The 16,310-nt window shown below is 37.6% G+C and carries 8 protein-coding genes; 2 read left to right on the top strand and 6 right to left on the bottom strand.

The window, feature by feature from the left end; genetic code table 11:
* Positions 1–107: 107 nt before the first annotated feature.
* The 5 genes from AC33VI_RS05175 to AC33VI_RS05155 all read right to left on the bottom strand — a co-directional run bounded on the left by AC33VI_RS05175 (position 108) and on the right by AC33VI_RS05155 (position 12,685).
* Positions 108–2,399 carry a glycosyltransferase family 4 protein gene (locus AC33VI_RS05175; protein ID WP_491781199.1) on the bottom strand — a complete coding sequence of 764 codons (2,292 nt, stop codon included), beginning with the start codon at positions 2,397–2,399 and terminating at the stop codon, positions 108–110.
* Positions 2,400–2,408: 9 nt separating this feature from the next.
* Positions 2,409–3,668: a hypothetical protein gene (locus AC33VI_RS05170; protein WP_491781198.1), complete on the bottom strand. Its 1,260-nt coding sequence runs from the start codon at positions 3,666–3,668 to the stop codon at positions 2,409–2,411.
* A gap of 562 nt (positions 3,669–4,230) precedes the next feature.
* Entirely contained in the window at positions 4,231–5,103 is an 873-nt protein-coding gene (locus AC33VI_RS05165) for a glycosyltransferase family 4 protein (RefSeq protein WP_491781197.1), read from the bottom strand.
* A 440-nt stretch (positions 5,104–5,543) separates the two neighbouring features.
* A complete protein-coding gene (locus AC33VI_RS05160; protein WP_491781196.1) occupies positions 5,544–7,169 on the bottom strand; it encodes a tetratricopeptide repeat protein in 1,626 nt (541 codons plus the stop codon).
* A 188-nt stretch (positions 7,170–7,357) separates the two neighbouring features.
* Positions 7,358–12,685 (bottom strand): nSTAND1 domain-containing NTPase, encoded by a 5,328-nt coding sequence (locus AC33VI_RS05155; protein WP_491781195.1) that lies wholly within the window; start codon positions 12,683–12,685, stop codon positions 7,358–7,360.
* Positions 12,686–12,926: 241 nt separating this feature from the next.
* Between AC33VI_RS05155 and folB the strand changes: the two genes are divergently transcribed.
* Entirely contained in the window at positions 12,927–13,295 is a 369-nt protein-coding gene (folB, locus tag AC33VI_RS05150) for a dihydroneopterin aldolase (protein WP_491781194.1), read from the top strand.
* 479 nt (positions 13,296–13,774) lie between these two features.
* Here folB and AC33VI_RS05145 read toward each other — a convergent pair whose 3' ends face one another.
* Positions 13,775–14,578: a sensor histidine kinase gene (locus AC33VI_RS05145; RefSeq protein ID WP_491781193.1), complete on the bottom strand. Its 804-nt coding sequence runs from the start codon at positions 14,576–14,578 to the stop codon at positions 13,775–13,777.
* Between the two features lie 220 nt (positions 14,579–14,798).
* Here AC33VI_RS05145 and AC33VI_RS05140 point away from each other — a divergent pair, with 220 nt between their 5' ends.
* On the top strand, positions 14,799–16,058 hold the full coding sequence (locus AC33VI_RS05140; protein WP_491781192.1) for an ABC transporter ATP-binding protein: 1,260 nt from the start codon (positions 14,799–14,801) through the stop codon (positions 16,056–16,058).
* Positions 16,059–16,310: the final 252 nt, after the last annotated feature.

Here is a 16,310-nt window from a genome sequence, read left to right as displayed (position 1 = left end):
GTTAAAATTATCTTTTTTATTGTCATATTTGTAGTCAGTTATCAGTTATCAGTGACCAGTTATCAATGCGACTTATTACTTATTACTTATTACTTATTACTTATTACTTAATACTTCGATAGTTCCAATAAGGGACGAAAAGCAACTGTAGAATTAAAATCAGCTTTAACTAACTCTTCTCCCTGTCTAATTAATTCTTCGACTAAATTAGGTTCGTTAACCAGACGAATAAAAGCCTCAATAAATTCAGCGCGATCGCGTGCCAGCATAATCCCATTATTTCCCTCTTCACCAATACCAACTGCCCCTTCTATAGTGGATACAATTGGCGTACTAAAAGAGATAGCTTCCAGGGTTTTTATTTTTAAACCACCGCCCACAAATATAGGATTGATCGTGCAGTCGCTAAGGGAATAAATTTCTGCTTGACTCATTTTTGTTCCCATAATTTTTATCTGTGAATCTTTAGCAGCATATTCTTTAAATTGTTCGCCAATACTGCCAAAGATAAGTAACTTTAAGTCGTAGCATTTAATTGCCGTCCAAACTTGAGCGATGAACCATTCTAATCCCACTCGATTCGCTAAACTAGAACCGCCAATAAAGCCAATATTTTTAATTGCTCTAGGTTGTTTTTTAGCTATACCTGAATTAACTACATGAGGACATAGTAAAACAGGAGTTTGAGGCAAGATTCTTTGTAGTAGTTTTCGTTCTTCTTTCTGGATTGCAACTACTGCATCAAATTGGGCTAATATTTTTTTCTCTTCAGCCAAAGAAATATTAATATGATGGTCAAAACCATGTTCGTAGAAACGATATTCGCGAAAACTCATAATATCGTGAGTATCTAAAACAGTCGTACAACATTCTGGGATGGCATCTTTGAGATAGGCTAAATAAATATATTCCAAGATAACCATGTTGGGTTTTTGAATGGCAATAAATTTAGCAAAAGAACGATAAAAAGCTGAATGTCGCCATCTTTTTAATCCAGAAATATTATACAGTTCTGTCCATTGGGGTAATTCTTGGGGTAACTCACCCTGTTCGTAATCTTTGAAACTAACTATTATGCCCCCATAACCTTTTTGTTCTATTTCTTTACGTCTAGATTGCCAAATAGAACCGAGGAAGAAGACTTTTAAATTGGAATGTTGTTTTAATTCATTGCAGAGAGCAAGAATTCGTTCGTGCTTGCCATTATTTCCTTCCCAAAAAGGTGCTTCAGTCACAACAACAATTGTGTTTTCTCGATCGCGACTGGTTTTGAGAGTTGTAATAGTTTGACTTAATAAATTTAACTGTTGTGTTAAGCTATTTTTGTATTTTTTAATAACTTTAGAAGACTCTAAACCTGCATTCAAAAGTTCTTGGGGTCGAGTCATTTTTAGGAGATAATCTACTATAGATTCGGGAGATTTTACCTGATGATATTCTTTCTCCACGGGCAAACCATCACTACCACTAATAGTAGCCATAATTGGTATGCCAAAATTCAAAGCTTCGACGGTTTTAATCTTTAAACCAGTTCCCGCAATCATCGGATTGATGGTAATATCTACCTGGTGATAAAAGTCTTCAATCCGCTCTACTTTTCCCAGTAAAGTAGCTTGAATTTGGGTGGGAATTTCTACCTTCTGGCAAATAGAACCAGCTAAGATTAATTCCGATTTAGCAATTAATTCTTGATTCTGGCTATAAGCAGCAATAAAGCGGGCTACACTTTTACGATTGAAAGAATTACCCGAACCAAAATAACCAATTTTTAATGGTTGTTCTGAGTTAAACTTAGTCATCGACCATTGCCATTTTGCTGCTTCAATAACATGACCGATTACTAATACCTTAGCAGTGGCGATCAAACGATAGTATTTAGCCTCATCTTCTTGAATCGCAATAATTAAATCGGCACGATTTAGACCAATAGCTTCTTGTTCGGTAGAAGTGTAGAAAAAGTCTGGTTGAATACCATTTTTCTTTAATAAATCTGCTCGATCGCCAAAGCGATCGTGAGTATCGATTATTTTAATACAATGAGGAGGAAACAGTTCTAAAACTTTACTCTGGAAAATATACTCGCAAAAAACCACATCAAAAGATTTTTGACGCAATATTTTACTCATTTCTTCGGTAATATTGCGCTCGTACCAATCATCTATCCCCCAAATATTTCCTAATGATTTTTGAGGCTTATTATTTTTAGTAATAATATGAAACTCATCCCATTCCGCTTCCATAGCTTCTAAAGCCAGGATATCGTTTCCTTCCTGAGTAAAATAGACAAAAGTAATTTTATGTCCCAAACTTTGAAAGTATTTAACTAGAGAAAAAATTCTACTGCGATTTCCAGCATTTTGTGGATGAGAAGGAGTAGGAGAAAACCAAAGTATGTTCATTTTTGGTTGTTAGTTGTTAGTTACTGTTTGTAGAGGTATTAAACTAATTTGTTCGACAAATAAACCGATCGCTTGAGAATTATTATTGATATCTTTTACTGTTTCAGCAACGATCAGATCGATATTCAAGAAAGATTGATTTTGTGTTGTAATCTCAATTTCTTCGCTAATAATTGAAGGGGAAGTAAAACTATTAAGTTGGCTGGCAATAGTAATAGGGCGATCGCCAAGATTAATTTGTAATGTCTTCAATAAACCTACTTTGGCTTCTTTGCTAATAATTATCTCCAAACGATATTTACCCACAGCAGGATAGGGAAAAACTAAGGAAGAAATAGTACTATTTCCCGTCCATCTTCCATTTTCTTCGGCTGAGTGCCAACCAGAACCAACAATACGATTTTTTAATTCGCATTTGATCGGAATTGGTTTAATAGCATTGACAATTTTTTCAATATTTACTTTTTCTTTTGCTTGAGGATCGACTAATTCTGTTGGAGATTCTAATACCTTAGTTTTAAGATAGTGAATATCTGTTTTGATTTCTGCCAAACAAGTTAATAAAGCATTAACATCGAGAGTATTAACGTTTCGATCGCCATTAAACAGAATCTGTTCTAAAAGAACTTCGTATTGTTCGACGATACTCGCATCCATCAATTGACGGCGAGTTTGCTTGACATCTAGATCGACATTTTTTTCAATAATTTGAGGTGTTTCTCGACTAGCAGAAATTTTTTGACTGAGATTAAGAATATTTTTATTAGTAACTTTATGGCGATCGAATTTGACACTTTCTCTAACGCGGAATGCCGTAGATTCGGGGAAATAGTTCAAACATTGTTGTTTAACTAGTTTGGCTTTTTCCAAAAGTCCTTGAGAAGTTAAAATATCGTACAGCTTTAGATAAACCCACTCTGGTTGAGAAGGATTAATCCCAATCGCTTTTTGATAAAAATAAATAGTTTCTTTAAATCGCTTTTGTTGTTCGTTGAGCAAGCCAATTCCTCGCAGAATTTCATCATTATGAGGATAAATTCTAATAGCTTTTTCTACTAGGCGATCGCCCAGATCGAAACGATTTATTTGCGCTGACAAACTAATAGCATTACCATAAATCCATTCTGGTTGATTTTCATTTAACTCAATGGATTTCAAATAGAGAGTGAGAGCATCTGACAACTTATTTTCCTTATGTTTATTTATTGCCTGTCCTTGTAAATACTCACTAGATTCTTGACTGTTTGCTGCTTCAGTATTGATAGTCATTTTTTTTTGCTGGCACAAAATTGCTAATATCTTATTTCTATTAGAAGATTACTTGTTGTTAGCGACCGACTGTTGATGATTAACTAGGAAAAAATCCCTAAGTATAGATGCTGAAAAAATCATATTTAATTCTCAATCTAAGAGGAGTAGACATAGGAAAACTAGCCCTTAGCTAATAGCCCTTGACAATTAAAATGAAATTCATAATTTACATCTATGAAACCTGATTAGATTCTGTTTTCTTTTCGATTGAAGACACTCAGATATTCTCGAAATATTTTTAGTTGATACTTACCAATCAATTGCCAGATAAATCGGGGAAAACAATTATGCAAAATTACTTTAAATCGATTTATCTAATTCTCACACCTTAAAACTATTTGACCGATTGTTTTAATGCAATTTAAGTCAAATAACTATAGAGTTTAGATTATTTAGTCAAAACTCTAATTTCTATTCTCGTGCAATACGATAACACCATGCCAGTGTATTTGACATTAGTAAAAATACTGAGTTATCTTAATTTTTGCGTGTATTTTCGTAAAATCCAATACATTGTTTATTAATAATTAATTATTGAAGACAATTTTTGTTTGATTTTTTCTGGACTATAAGAAACAATTGCTTGATGACAATTACTCGATAATTTATGCCAAAGTTGCTCGTCATTATAAAGACGAATTATTTGCCTAGCAAACCTATCGGTACTATTAGCTTCTAAGACATCTCGTTCGGCAACTAAATTCATCCCTTCCGTACCAATTACTGTAGAGATAACTGGTAAAGCATATTCCAAACTTTGACCGATTTTTCCTTTCATACCCGCACCATATCTAAGAGGGGATACTGATAGTTTGTGACTGAGGAAGTAGGAACTAATATCTCGAATATACCCCGTGACGATAATGCGATCGCTAGCTAAAGATCTTACTTCTGGAGTGGGATTGCTACCAAGTAGAGTAACCTTTATATTGGGTTGAGTTTGCCAAACTAGAGGCATAATTGCTCGACACAACCATCGAACTGCATCTACATTAGGCGGATGATTGTATCCGCCAATAAATAATATTCCTTGGCGTTGGTTAAAGTGAGGAATTTCTCCTGAATAGGGAAGATGAATATTCGGAATTACCGCAACATTATCGATCGCTTGCTGTTGCAATATTTTTTGCTCGGTGGCAGTAACAGTAATAGTTAAATCTGCTTGGCGAGCAATAGCTAATTCTCTCTCTTCCATTTGCTGCCATTCTTGTCGTTCTGAGTTAGGAGTAAATAGGTTTTGTTTAATCTTTAATTCCCAAGCTCTTTTTAATCTAAGGTGATGCAAATCGATCGTGTCGTAGATAATTTTAATTTTTTTATTTTGTCTGACTAAATTAAAATACTTTTCGTTTAATTCAGGACGACAAATCCAAGCTATATCAATAAAAGACAAATATCGTTCAATTTGTGTCGCTATTCCTAAATTGTAACCCGATCGATTGTAGAGAACTTCAATCTGCAAATCTTGTAAAACTGAAGCATAAGGTTCTAATTTACGACCATCATCCGCAGCAAAAATAAGATGGCAATCAAGAGCCTTGAATATTTTTAGGAGAGCAAACAGACGACGAGAACCAGATTCGCGATCGTAACTAGGAAGATAACTATCAATTACTAAAATTGTTGTTCGAGCTAAATATTTTCTATTAGCTAGAGAAACATTTTCAATCTGACAATCATCTGGATATTCTTTAAGCTCTTGTTGCCATTTTGGTGAAAACTTGGGGAGATTATTTGCCCGATTCTGTAAAACTCGATCGCTTGCTGAAACACCAGAACTAACTCCCTGATAGGAAGCTAATTCTTTAAAGCTAGTCTCCCCAGAATCGAGTTTTAAGCCGATATGGTGTTTTTTTTTTCCAAAGCCTGTTGTAAACGAGTTTTAATTTCCGAATCTTGGGGATGAAATTGTAGAGCCATTTGATAGGTAACAATACTCTCATCTACCTGTCCTTGCTCTAGCAAACTATCTCCCAAACGCAGATATAAATCTAAGTTAGTTTTATCAATGGCGATCGCTTGATGATAGGCTAACAAATCATCAGGATCTTGGGCGATCGCTTGCAAAAAATGCTCTAAAGCCTCATCCAAATCATTATGACTGCGATGATAAAGGGCATTACCCAACTTTTGCTCTATTTTGGGCAAATTGGGGTCTATTTCTTGAGCTTGTTCGTATAAATCCACCGCTTCCGACCATTGCTCCAACATACAATAAGCTTCTGCCAAATTGTAATAAGACCAAGAAAAATTGGGATTGAGTTCGATCGCTTTTTGATAGACGGGAATTGCTTCTTGCCATTGACCTACTTGGATTAGAGCATAGCCCAAATTATTATAAGACCAAGAAAAATCGGGATTATATAAAATTGCCTGACGATAGGATGCGATCGCATCACTCCATTGTTCCTTTTGGCTTAAAACCTCCGCTAATTCATGATAGGCTTGGGCATAGTCTGGAGCGTATTGAATTGCTTTTTGATAGCATACTGCAGCTTGAGATGGCTTAGATTCTAAGCGATATAGATTGCCCAGATTAAAATAGATTTCGGGATTGTCTTGTACCTCTTTCAAAGCTTGAAGATAAAGAGAGATCGCCTTTGCCTTTTTACCCCTACGAGTTAAAATATCACCCCAACCCAAGTAGGCTTCTACACAATTTGGTTGTTCCTCTATGGCTTGCCGATAATAATCAATTGCCGATTTATATTGCTTCAATGCAACAGCTTCTCGTGCTGAAATTAAATATTCTTCCGCTGTAATCTGATGATTTTTTACTGGTAAAGGGGCTATAGGTATCGATCGCTCTGCAACAGATACAGGAATTATATTTGGTTGTAAAGCTGAATTTTCAGCAGATAATTGCAAAATAACGCGACAATATTTAGCTGCTTCTTGCCATAACTCCAATCTCTCATTGAGGTTAACAATCTCTTGATATGTCTCTATCCTATAAGGAGCAATTTGAGCAGCAAAATAGAACTCTTTTAAAGCTTCTGGCAATTTTCCTTGGTCTTTGAATCTTTTTCCCCGATCCAGACAATCTTTGACCGTAGAAGAACTAGATCGAACTGGAGTGACTGGTTGCTGCTGCTGCAATAGCAAAATCCGCGCTAAATGTTCGTGTACTGGCAGCAATTGAGGATCGATAGTTAATGCTTGTTGGTAATAATGTATTGCCTTTTGCCACTGCTGTTGATTGGCATAAAGAGAACCCAAGTTAACATATACCTTAGCAAAATCGGGTTGAATGGCGATCGCCTGTTCGTAATAACCCACAGCTTCTTTTAACTTACCTGTTTTTTGTAGAGCATCCCCCATCAACTTATGAGCCTCTGCCAATTGTCGATCGCAAGTTAGTGCCAAAGCACAGGCTTGAATAGTTAGTTGCCATTCTTTGGCTTGCCAGTGTTTTTGGGCTTGTTTTAGGGCATTTTGAGCTTCGTAAAATTCGATCATCTTCTAGGGTTGTTATTGGTTAGTCGATCGTTAACAATCGATCGCATATCGCCCAGCTTGTTTGCCTTTTGCTCCCCAAGTTTGTTCCAGGCTAATCAACCGCAGAAATATAACATCTAAATCAATATTTGTCCAGTTTTCAGTTATTACTCTTGGCTTTACCCATAAGTCTGTGAAGTATCGACAAATTACTGACAAAGTTTTCGATCCCTTTCTTTTACATTAGGATTGGTTGATAAATAATCGTACAAGCGATCGCATCCTTGAGTTAAGAGATTATCTAAGTCTAAATTCCACCAGAATAAACCCTGTTGTTCCTCGCCACTAATAATAGATTTGTCGTCGCTACTAAATGCCAAACTATTGATTTGACTGGTATGTCCTCGTAGAGTTTTGACGAGTTCCCCCGTTTTAGTATCCCATAATTTGATAGTGCGATCGCCACTACCAGAAGCCAGTAAACTACCATCGGAATTGAGGCTAATTGTTGTTACTCCGTCTTGATGTCCCGTTAAAGTATGGAGTAATTTATTAGTCTTGCCATCTTCCGCGATCGACCAAAGTTTAATACTATTATCCCAACTGGCAGAAGCTAAAGTATTACCATTGGGGATAAAAGCTAAGGAAGTAATTGCTAATTTATGAGCGTCAATTGTTTGTAGTAATTTCCCTTGAATATTCCAGATTTTAATTTTATTGTCGTAGCCACCAGAAGCAATTAACTTACCATCAGAACTAACAGTAACCGCTTTAATACTATCGGTATGTCCTGATAGTGTTTTAATTAATTTTGCTTGATCGGAAATATCCCAAATTTTAATTGTTTTATCTTCACTACCAGAAATTAAAGTCTGACCATCGGGGGTAAAAGCAATACTATGAACTCCGTCATTATGTCCTGTTAAAGTATCGATTAATTCTCCTGTTTCCGCATCCCAAATTTTAATAGTTTTATCCCAACTTGCAGTAGCAATTACCTTGCCATTAGGGCTATATTTTAGTTGTGAAATAGCATCTTCATGAGCAGATATAGTAGCTTTGGCAATGGGAAGAGAGTTAGAAGTTTCATAGATATTTATTTTGCCGTCCCATCCTCCAGTTACAAATTGAGATTTTAATGAAGGGTTAGCTTTAACAGAATAGATAGTGTCTTCGGTATTGCGATCGCTTATTTGCCAAACTCTAGTAGTTTTATCTACTCCCGTAGAGATTAATTCATCATAATTTTGGTTTTGGGTATTCTGATTTGGCAGTAATTTTAGATCGGTAATTGCGCCGTTATGGGCGAAGATAGTTTGTTTTAAAACATTGTTTCGATGCCAAATATAAATCTTGCCATTTTGAGTGGCTGTAGCAAAAAGATCGAGGGTGTTAGTACTTAAAGGGATAAGAGTAGCAACTGCTTCTGGATGTTGATAAGAATTAATTAAATTGCCATCATTTAGCTGCCAAAGTTTAACCGTCCGATCGTCGCTAGCAGACCATAAAGATAAGCGATCGAGCAATGTATCTTGCTGACTGGGGTTGGGGTTAATCGTCAAAACTAAATCATTAATGCGATCTTGATGTCCTGAAATTGTTTTGATTTCTCTTCCTCCGTCAAGATCTACCAACCAAAGTTTTAGATTGTTATCTTCTCCACCAGAAGCCAAAATGTATTCGTTCCCAAAATCATTTAAGCGATCGAAAGCAATGGTATTGACCCAACCTTGATGACCCGTCAAAGTAGTAATCAGAGTTCCATCATTTTTCCAGAGTTTAATCGTACCGTCTCGACTAGAGGAAGCTAGTATCTTGCCATCGCGACTGTAGGCAACATCTGTAACCCAATCTTGATGTCCTGTTAGAGTTTGGCTGGCTATTTCAGTGTCAGTACCATTAGAATTAAAGGCTATTTTGTGCAGCTTAATAGTATTGTCCGCACTAGAAGTAGCGAAAGAATAATCGCGATCGCTTTGGCACTCATTGGTGTTTGATGAGGCATTTTCCAGACAGTTATTTAAGCTGGGAGAAATTGCCACGCTGGTAATTAGATTGTCATGTATCAAACTATAGGCATTTATATCTCTGCGGTTGGGAATCGACCCATCTGTTAGTACAGTGTATTTGTTGTCATCGCCAACAGTAATAATTATTTTGCCATCACTGCTAACATCTACTGCATTAACTTTCTCTGAATGATAGTTAAAACGGTTTGATTCTTGGGTGTTGTAAATAGACTGTTGTAAGGTGGCGGTGGTTTTATGTTGGGCTGACTGCCAGTTATTCTCGCCGACTAGTTTTCTACCGATGCCTTTTATTTGTTTTAATTGCTTTCCTGCTTTGACGCTAGTGGTAAGAGATTCTAACTGTTGGTTGGATAGTAATTGTGCCTCGGCAACGGAATTTAAACTGTCGATGTTTTCTAGTTGAGTAATTAATTTTTGGCGATAAGCACCCACACCAAAAGCTGTCGCAGCTAGTCCTAAGATACCCAAGGCAGTAGCGGTTAACTGTGCCTTGCGGAGACGTTTTTTAGCTTCTTGTTGTTCTGCTAGTCTGGCATCGATACAGGCTGCCACGAATTCTTTGGCAGTATCTGATAACTCATCGGTATATTTAATATAAATCTCTTCCGCTTCTGCCAAACGCGCCCCGCGTAATAAGAAATCATCTTGCTTGTCCTTTTGTTGCCACAAATTAGCAGTCTGTTCGATTTGTCGTTGCAATCGCAATCGAGAACGATTTTCTTCCAGCCACCAACGCAAACTAGACCAATGACGAATTAAAATTTCGTGAACGACTTCCACTGTCGCCTCTTGACGCATTGCTTCTAAAAACAACTCGTCGTCTTCGGGAGGGTTGGCACTACGGCTTTGTCCCAAACTAGTACCGTCATCGAGGTTAACTACTAATAGTTTGGCATCGGTTAAAGTTTTTAATGTGCGTTCGATTAATTCTTCGGGATATTTTTCGACTACCAATTCCGATTTAGTAATGCGACGACGAGTATCTTCCGTACCCTCTCCTAGTTGAGTTAGATTGAGAAAAATCCATCTAGCACAGTCTTGGGCTTCAGCATCCAAGCGATCGTATACTGCCTGTGCCTGTTTTTCTAACGCCCCTTGGACTTTGCCTAGCTTCTGGTATGCTTTGAGGGTTAATTTGCCGTTTTCTCGTTTTTCCCACAGTTTTTGTAGGGCAAATTGCAACAGGGGCAAATCTCCCGCTGATCGATCTAAATCTTGTAATAATACTTCCACTAAACCAGATTCCACTTCTAAGCCTACCTGTTGGGCAGGTTTGACGATCGCCCGACGATAATCGGCGACCGTAAGATAGGGAGGGACTAATACGCTGTTTTGCTGCAAAATAAGAGCTAATTCGGGAATTTCTAAACAAGTAGCCACAAAATCCGCCCGAATCGTACAAACTAACTTAAAGCGATCGCCCGCAAATTTTAACGCCCCTAAAATTAATTCGATAAAGTCTTGTCTCTCTTTGTCTCCTGCGAGGGTAAACAACTCTTCAAACTGATCTACTACCAGTAAAACCATTGTTTCGGGGCGATCGCGCAACCAACGGACAAAACCTTCTACTCCTTGATAGAGTAAACCTTCAATTTGCAGTTTTTCTCTAACTTGTTCTCCCTTACTCCCAGGATCGACTAAAACATCTGCCAAAGCTTTAATAGGTTGACTGCTAGGGCGCATACTCCCCAACCACCAGCGATCGCTACCAGGAATTTGTTTGCCCTGTTGCAGTTGCGCCAATAACCCCGCCCGCACTACCGAAGACTTACCGCTTCCCGAAGCACCCACCACCGCCATACTTAGATTGTGGTTAATTTGGTTTAATAGTTTTTGGACTAAAGATTCTCTACCATAAAAATATTCCGCACTATTCTCATCAAAGGCTTGTAAGCCCATATAAGGACAGATACCCAAATCCAAAGAAACAGAACTTCCCCCAGTATTATTTTCAGGCGGGAGTACTTCAATTACCCCCTGAGTGCCAGATAACCAAACTTGAGGCACAACTCCCGTACTTGCTAAGGCAATTTGCAACTGAGTAATCCAAGCAGCGATGGGTAAACCCACTTCTGGATCTGCATTCTTGAGGGTATTTAAGATAGCTTCTGCAAACAACCCCGAATCATTTAAGGGAGAATTAGCCGCAATCAAACATTGTCCCCTGTCAGCTTCGAGACGCAAATCTTCGATCCAGTCTTGGACTGAATACTTACCAGGGCAATCTAAAATAACAATCTGTTGGCTTGTATGAGAATCTCGGAGAATTTTCCGCAACCAAGATCGAGAGATACGGGTATTGTCTCCCAAAACTAAATAGGACTCTCCCGTATTATCAATTTCAATCTTCCCTCGCAAATACAATAGGGCGGTAGCAATCTGTAAGGGCGTTTTGCGAAACGCCCCTACCTGTCCTCTGCCTTCTAAAGAATGCAAACAACTAGCGATCGCACCCTTGACCGAAGACCAAGATTCGTTAGTTTGAGGAAAATACCTGAGATTAAATCCACCCCCTGCTTGCAAGATCTGACTTAAAGCCAAAGTAGTGCGGTTAGCTTTAACTCCCCCATCCACTACCAAAGCCTGACGGGGATTAATATCTAATTGTTCTCGCGATCGCTTGCCTAAAACTACCTTTCCAAAACCCTCGACAATCCTTTTGGGAGTCTGTAAAGGAAATTCCGATCGCAATCTTCTTTCCCCCCGACTGCTTTTTTGTTGGTTAATTAGGCGAATTTGTTGGTTGGTTTTATCGATGTAACGGAGAGTTTGATGATAAACATACTGATACAAAGCATCCGCTTCAATTGTTCCTTGTGCGTCGGCTGCTTCCCCTCGCAAACCCCGCATCAAATAATAAGTAAATACCCCATGTCCCAATTCGGGAAACTCCCAAGACTGCTGGGCGCGATCGCAAGATAATAAAGCATAAAAGCCCTTACTTTCTGCTGCTTTATGGCGCAATACTTCCACCATGCGAGTACTAGTATCTTTTATAGGGATTCTCGATGTACCCCGCAAAGTCATCCCGCCACTATGACAAGCATCCAACCAAACTAGTTGCTGGTTAGCCGCACTATCGCTAACTTGCTTTAATAAACTATTCAAAGGCAAGCCAGTTTCTAACAACTTTTCCGTCTGAGTATCCCCCAGACATAAAACTACCTGCTGGGTAGTCTTTTCTAAAATACCGTGTCCCGAAAAATAAAACAGAATCGTATCGTTAGCCTTTGCCGACTTCACAATGCGATCGATACTGTCTCTCACTTCCTCAATATTGGGACGCTGGCTGACAAAATCGTGATGAATAATTACTTCTTTGGCAGTAAAACTAGCCGTAGCTTCCTTGAGTGCTTCCCCCAAACCCTGACAATCTAAAGCCGAATATTGCAGCGAAGGCAAATTTTGACTATCTTGATATTGATTTACCCCGACTAGCAAAATCCACAACTTAGCTAGCTTCGAGTCTGGGGCTGGTTTAGGACGGGCTTTGACGCGGGGACACATCGTTTTTTTATTGATTTATTTTAAGAGTTAAGTATATCTCTATAGGTTAAAATTCCTCGATATATGCAGAAAAGGTTCATGTTTGTTGTTCGTTGCTAAGTCTTGGCTAGCATCTGGCAAAAGATCGATAAAACAGTTGATTTTTAGGGGCGATCGCCTAAAATTTTCTTTAAAAGAGGGATAAATCCTGGGTTAGTCGTGGTAAATTCTTATTTGCTTTATATTACTTGCTAGTTTAATTATGTCGGATTCAATTCAAGTAAATGGTATTCGCGCTTACGGTTACGTAGGTTATTTGCCCGAAGAACGAGTATTGGGACAATGGTTTGAAGTCGATCTGACTTTGTGGCTAGATTTAAACCCCGCAGGAAACAGCGATAATATTGAGGACACTGTAGACTATCGCGAGGCGATCGCAGCTGTCAAGGAATTAATTACAACATCTAAATTTCATTTGGTAGAAAAGCTAATTAGTGCGATCGCCGATCGGATATTAAGTATTAAGAAGGTCGATCGCGTTTGTGTAAAGCTATCCAAACCCGCAGCCCCCATTCCCGACTTTGGAGGCAAAATAACTCTAGAAATTACTCGCAGTGCATCTAATTATTAGATCTTTTATAATCCACAACTATTTTAACTTTCCTAACTGGAATTATACAGATTTGTTGCTGTTTGGCAATTAGTAAGACTACTTAATGTTTTCTTTATATTTAAACAATTTTAGGCAATTCCGACCAAGGGGAAGGGGTAAAAATTGGGCAAATTAATAAAAGAGGGGGAATTTAACGATCCAAATTCTCAATAAATTTAAAACCAATTTTTATTTTAATAAAGGATTTTTTCCATGAACAGAAAAATTAAACTAACAACCAATCTAATTTGGCAATATTTTAATCAGCAAGTCTTTGATAAATATTCTGTCTGGAATTTTAGACATTTTTGGTATTTATATCAAATTAATTTATTTAGAAAGTGCTGGGATAGAGAATGTTCTCAACAAAGCAAACATCATTACTAAAGCTGTTGTTTAGGTTAAGGGCATTAGCTAGGTTTAGCAGTTATTATTTCTAATTTATCAACTATTAGTTATTAGCTCTTAACTTTCTCATCATCTACTTTACAGTTTAAGATTATTTTAGTCAGGGTTTGTCGATCGCTACTATCGCTACAGTCTAAAATTTCCAGACTTCCACCCATTGTTTCTAATAATGTTTTGGATAATAAGAGTTTCATGGGGGGAGAAAGACTAATATCCTGTAAAAACTGACGTATTTCTGCTAAATCTTTGCCTTCAAAATTAGGCTCTACTGTTTCTTGTTCTTGCCAAAGAGAAATAGGGCATTCCAAATCAATTTCTAAAGTTACTATATCCGTATCAACTTTACTAACAGATAGTTGAATTGAACCCGTTTTCATTAATGAAATACCGCTATCAATTAAATTAAAAATTAATTGAATCAAACGAGAACGGTCGGCATAAACGACAATTTGAGGATCGGGAGATACTATAACTAAATTTAAGTTACGATTGGCTGCTGGAAGATGAGTCAGGCGATCGATTTCGCCAAAAATTTCTGCTATTTGAAGAGATTCTAGATTTAAACGATTGCTACCATATTCTGTCTTAGAAACAGCAACAATTTCATCAATTAATTTCAAAAGTTTTAATGCCGACTGATAAGCTTGAGCAATAAATTCTTTTTGTTCTTCAGGACTCTCGCAAAGATCTGATAAGATTAGCTGATGCAACCCAATCATGCTGCTAAGAGGAGATCTGATTTCATGGGAGGTGCGAGCCAAAAAACCCGCTTTAAATTGGCTCATCTGTGCAGCCATTTGATAAGCCAATTGTGCTTGCTTTAATTCTTCTTTAAGCTCGTCAATCTCATTCATAACTTAAGAAACTTGACCATTAACTATCAATAGTGGTTCTTTCTAATAGGTTTGTCGATCAATGTAACATAGTTAGCCAAAATATTCTCAATCCTGGTGAACTTTGATAAACAAGACTTTCCAGAACACTACTTGAAATTTATTTGGAGTCGAGCAGATTGATAACAAAAGTGCTAGCATTACTGAGCAAGATAAACTTCTAGTCAATCTAGGTTTTATAGTGGCACAGGTTGTAGTCGAAAATGTCTATAAAAGCTATTCTAGCTCCAGCAAAAATAACCACCAGATTGCCGAAGCAATCGAGGGAGAAAAAGTAAAGCAATCCAAACAGATAAATGTCTTGCGAGATATTAACTTTACCGTTGAAGATGGAGAGTTTTTGGTATTGGTAGGTCCTTCTGGTTGCGGTAAAAGTACTTTGCTCCGTTTATTAGCTGGCTTAGAAGAACTAACTGGAGGGAAAATCATTATTGGCGATCGCTCGGTCAACGATTTACCCCCCAAAGCTAGAGATATTGCCATGGTATTTCAAAATTATGCTTTATATCCTCATCTGAAAATTTACGATAATATTGCTTTTGGTTTGCGACGCAATTATCGTATATCTGCTAATAAGCAAAAATTATCGATTCAAAACGTTTTAGAAGATTTATTGCTGGCTTTGACTCGCAATTTACCTCACAGCTTGCGGTATATGCCCAAAAAGGAAAAAACAGTTAGAGAGCGAGTGCGATATGTTGCCAGTTTGTTACAGATAGAATCTTTGTTGAATCGTTTGCCTAAAGAACTTTCAGGGGGACAAAAACAGAGGGTAGCATTAGGTAGAGCGATCGCCCGCAATCCTCAAGTTTTTTTAATGGACGAACCTCTATCCAATCTAGATGCCAAGCTGCGCGCCCAAACCCGCGCTCAAATTGTCCAACTTCAACGACAGTTAAAAACTACCACGATCTATGTAACTCACGATCAAACAGAAGCGATGACTATGGGCGATCGCATTGCTGTCATGAATAACGGACAAATTCAACAAATAGCACCTCCTTTAGAAATTTATAATCGTCCTGCCAACCGTTTTGTAGCTGAGTTTATTGGTTCGCCACCCATGAATTTTTTACAGGTAGATTTAATTGATTCGACTAAAATAGTTCATCGAGCTTTTGAATTAAATTTACCTCAAAGTTCTCAACTGAATTTAGGATTGGCTAAAGAAAAAACAGTTATTTTAGGCATTCGTCCCCAGCATTTTTATTTGACCGAAGAAAGTAAATTGAGCATCCAAGTTCGGGTTGATTTAGTAGAAGCTTTGGGCAACGAAACCTATATCTCTGCTAGTTTGGTAGAAGATGCTAATCGCACATTAATCATATCTCTACCTCCAGATCGTCTGGTGGAGATCGGCGATCGTCTTTGGATAGGTGTTGAAATCGATAATATTCATTTGTTTGAACTAGATAGCGGACGAACAATTTTTAGCAAATAGTTGTTAACTATCGCACTAGCTTAATTGGCTCTATTTATTTTAATAGATATTCGATATCTACTTTTAGATGGAAAAGTTTCTTTTTTTTCTAGATAATATTATTTTAACAAGTATAGTCGTTCTAATTAATTTCCTTACGATTCAAAGTACATGCGGGCAAGCCCTTTGTCGTTTCGAGGCTTTAGGCTTTAGGCTTTAGGCTTTAGGCTCTAGGAAACTAAAACAGTGTATTTGTTCGCATGGTTTCTATTT

The sequence above is a fragment of the Waterburya sp. genome (genome assembly GCF_058530065.1).
This window is presented reverse-complemented; position numbering and strand designations above follow the sequence as displayed.

What these genes read in the sequence shown, in the direction of transcription:
- AC33VI_RS05175 (WP_491781199.1), bottom strand. Translation starts at nt 2,399, where the DNA reads ATGAACATACTTTGGTTTTCTCCTACTCCTTCTCATCCACAAAATGCT.
- AC33VI_RS05160 (WP_491781196.1), bottom strand. Translation starts at nt 7,169, where the DNA reads ATGATCGAATTTTACGAAGCTCAAAATGCCCTAAAACAAGCCCAAAAA.
- folB (WP_491781194.1), top strand. Translation starts at nt 12,927, where the DNA reads ATGTCGGATTCAATTCAAGTAAATGGTATTCGCGCTTACGGTTACGTA.
- AC33VI_RS05145 (WP_491781193.1), bottom strand. Translation starts at nt 14,578, where the DNA reads ATGAATGAGATTGACGAGCTTAAAGAAGAATTAAAGCAAGCACAATTG.
- AC33VI_RS05155 (WP_491781195.1), bottom strand. Translation starts at nt 12,685, where the DNA reads ATGTGTCCCCGCGTCAAAGCCCGTCCTAAACCAGCCCCAGACTCGAAG.
- AC33VI_RS05170 (WP_491781198.1), bottom strand. Translation starts at nt 3,668, where the DNA reads ATGACTATCAATACTGAAGCAGCAAACAGTCAAGAATCTAGTGAGTAT.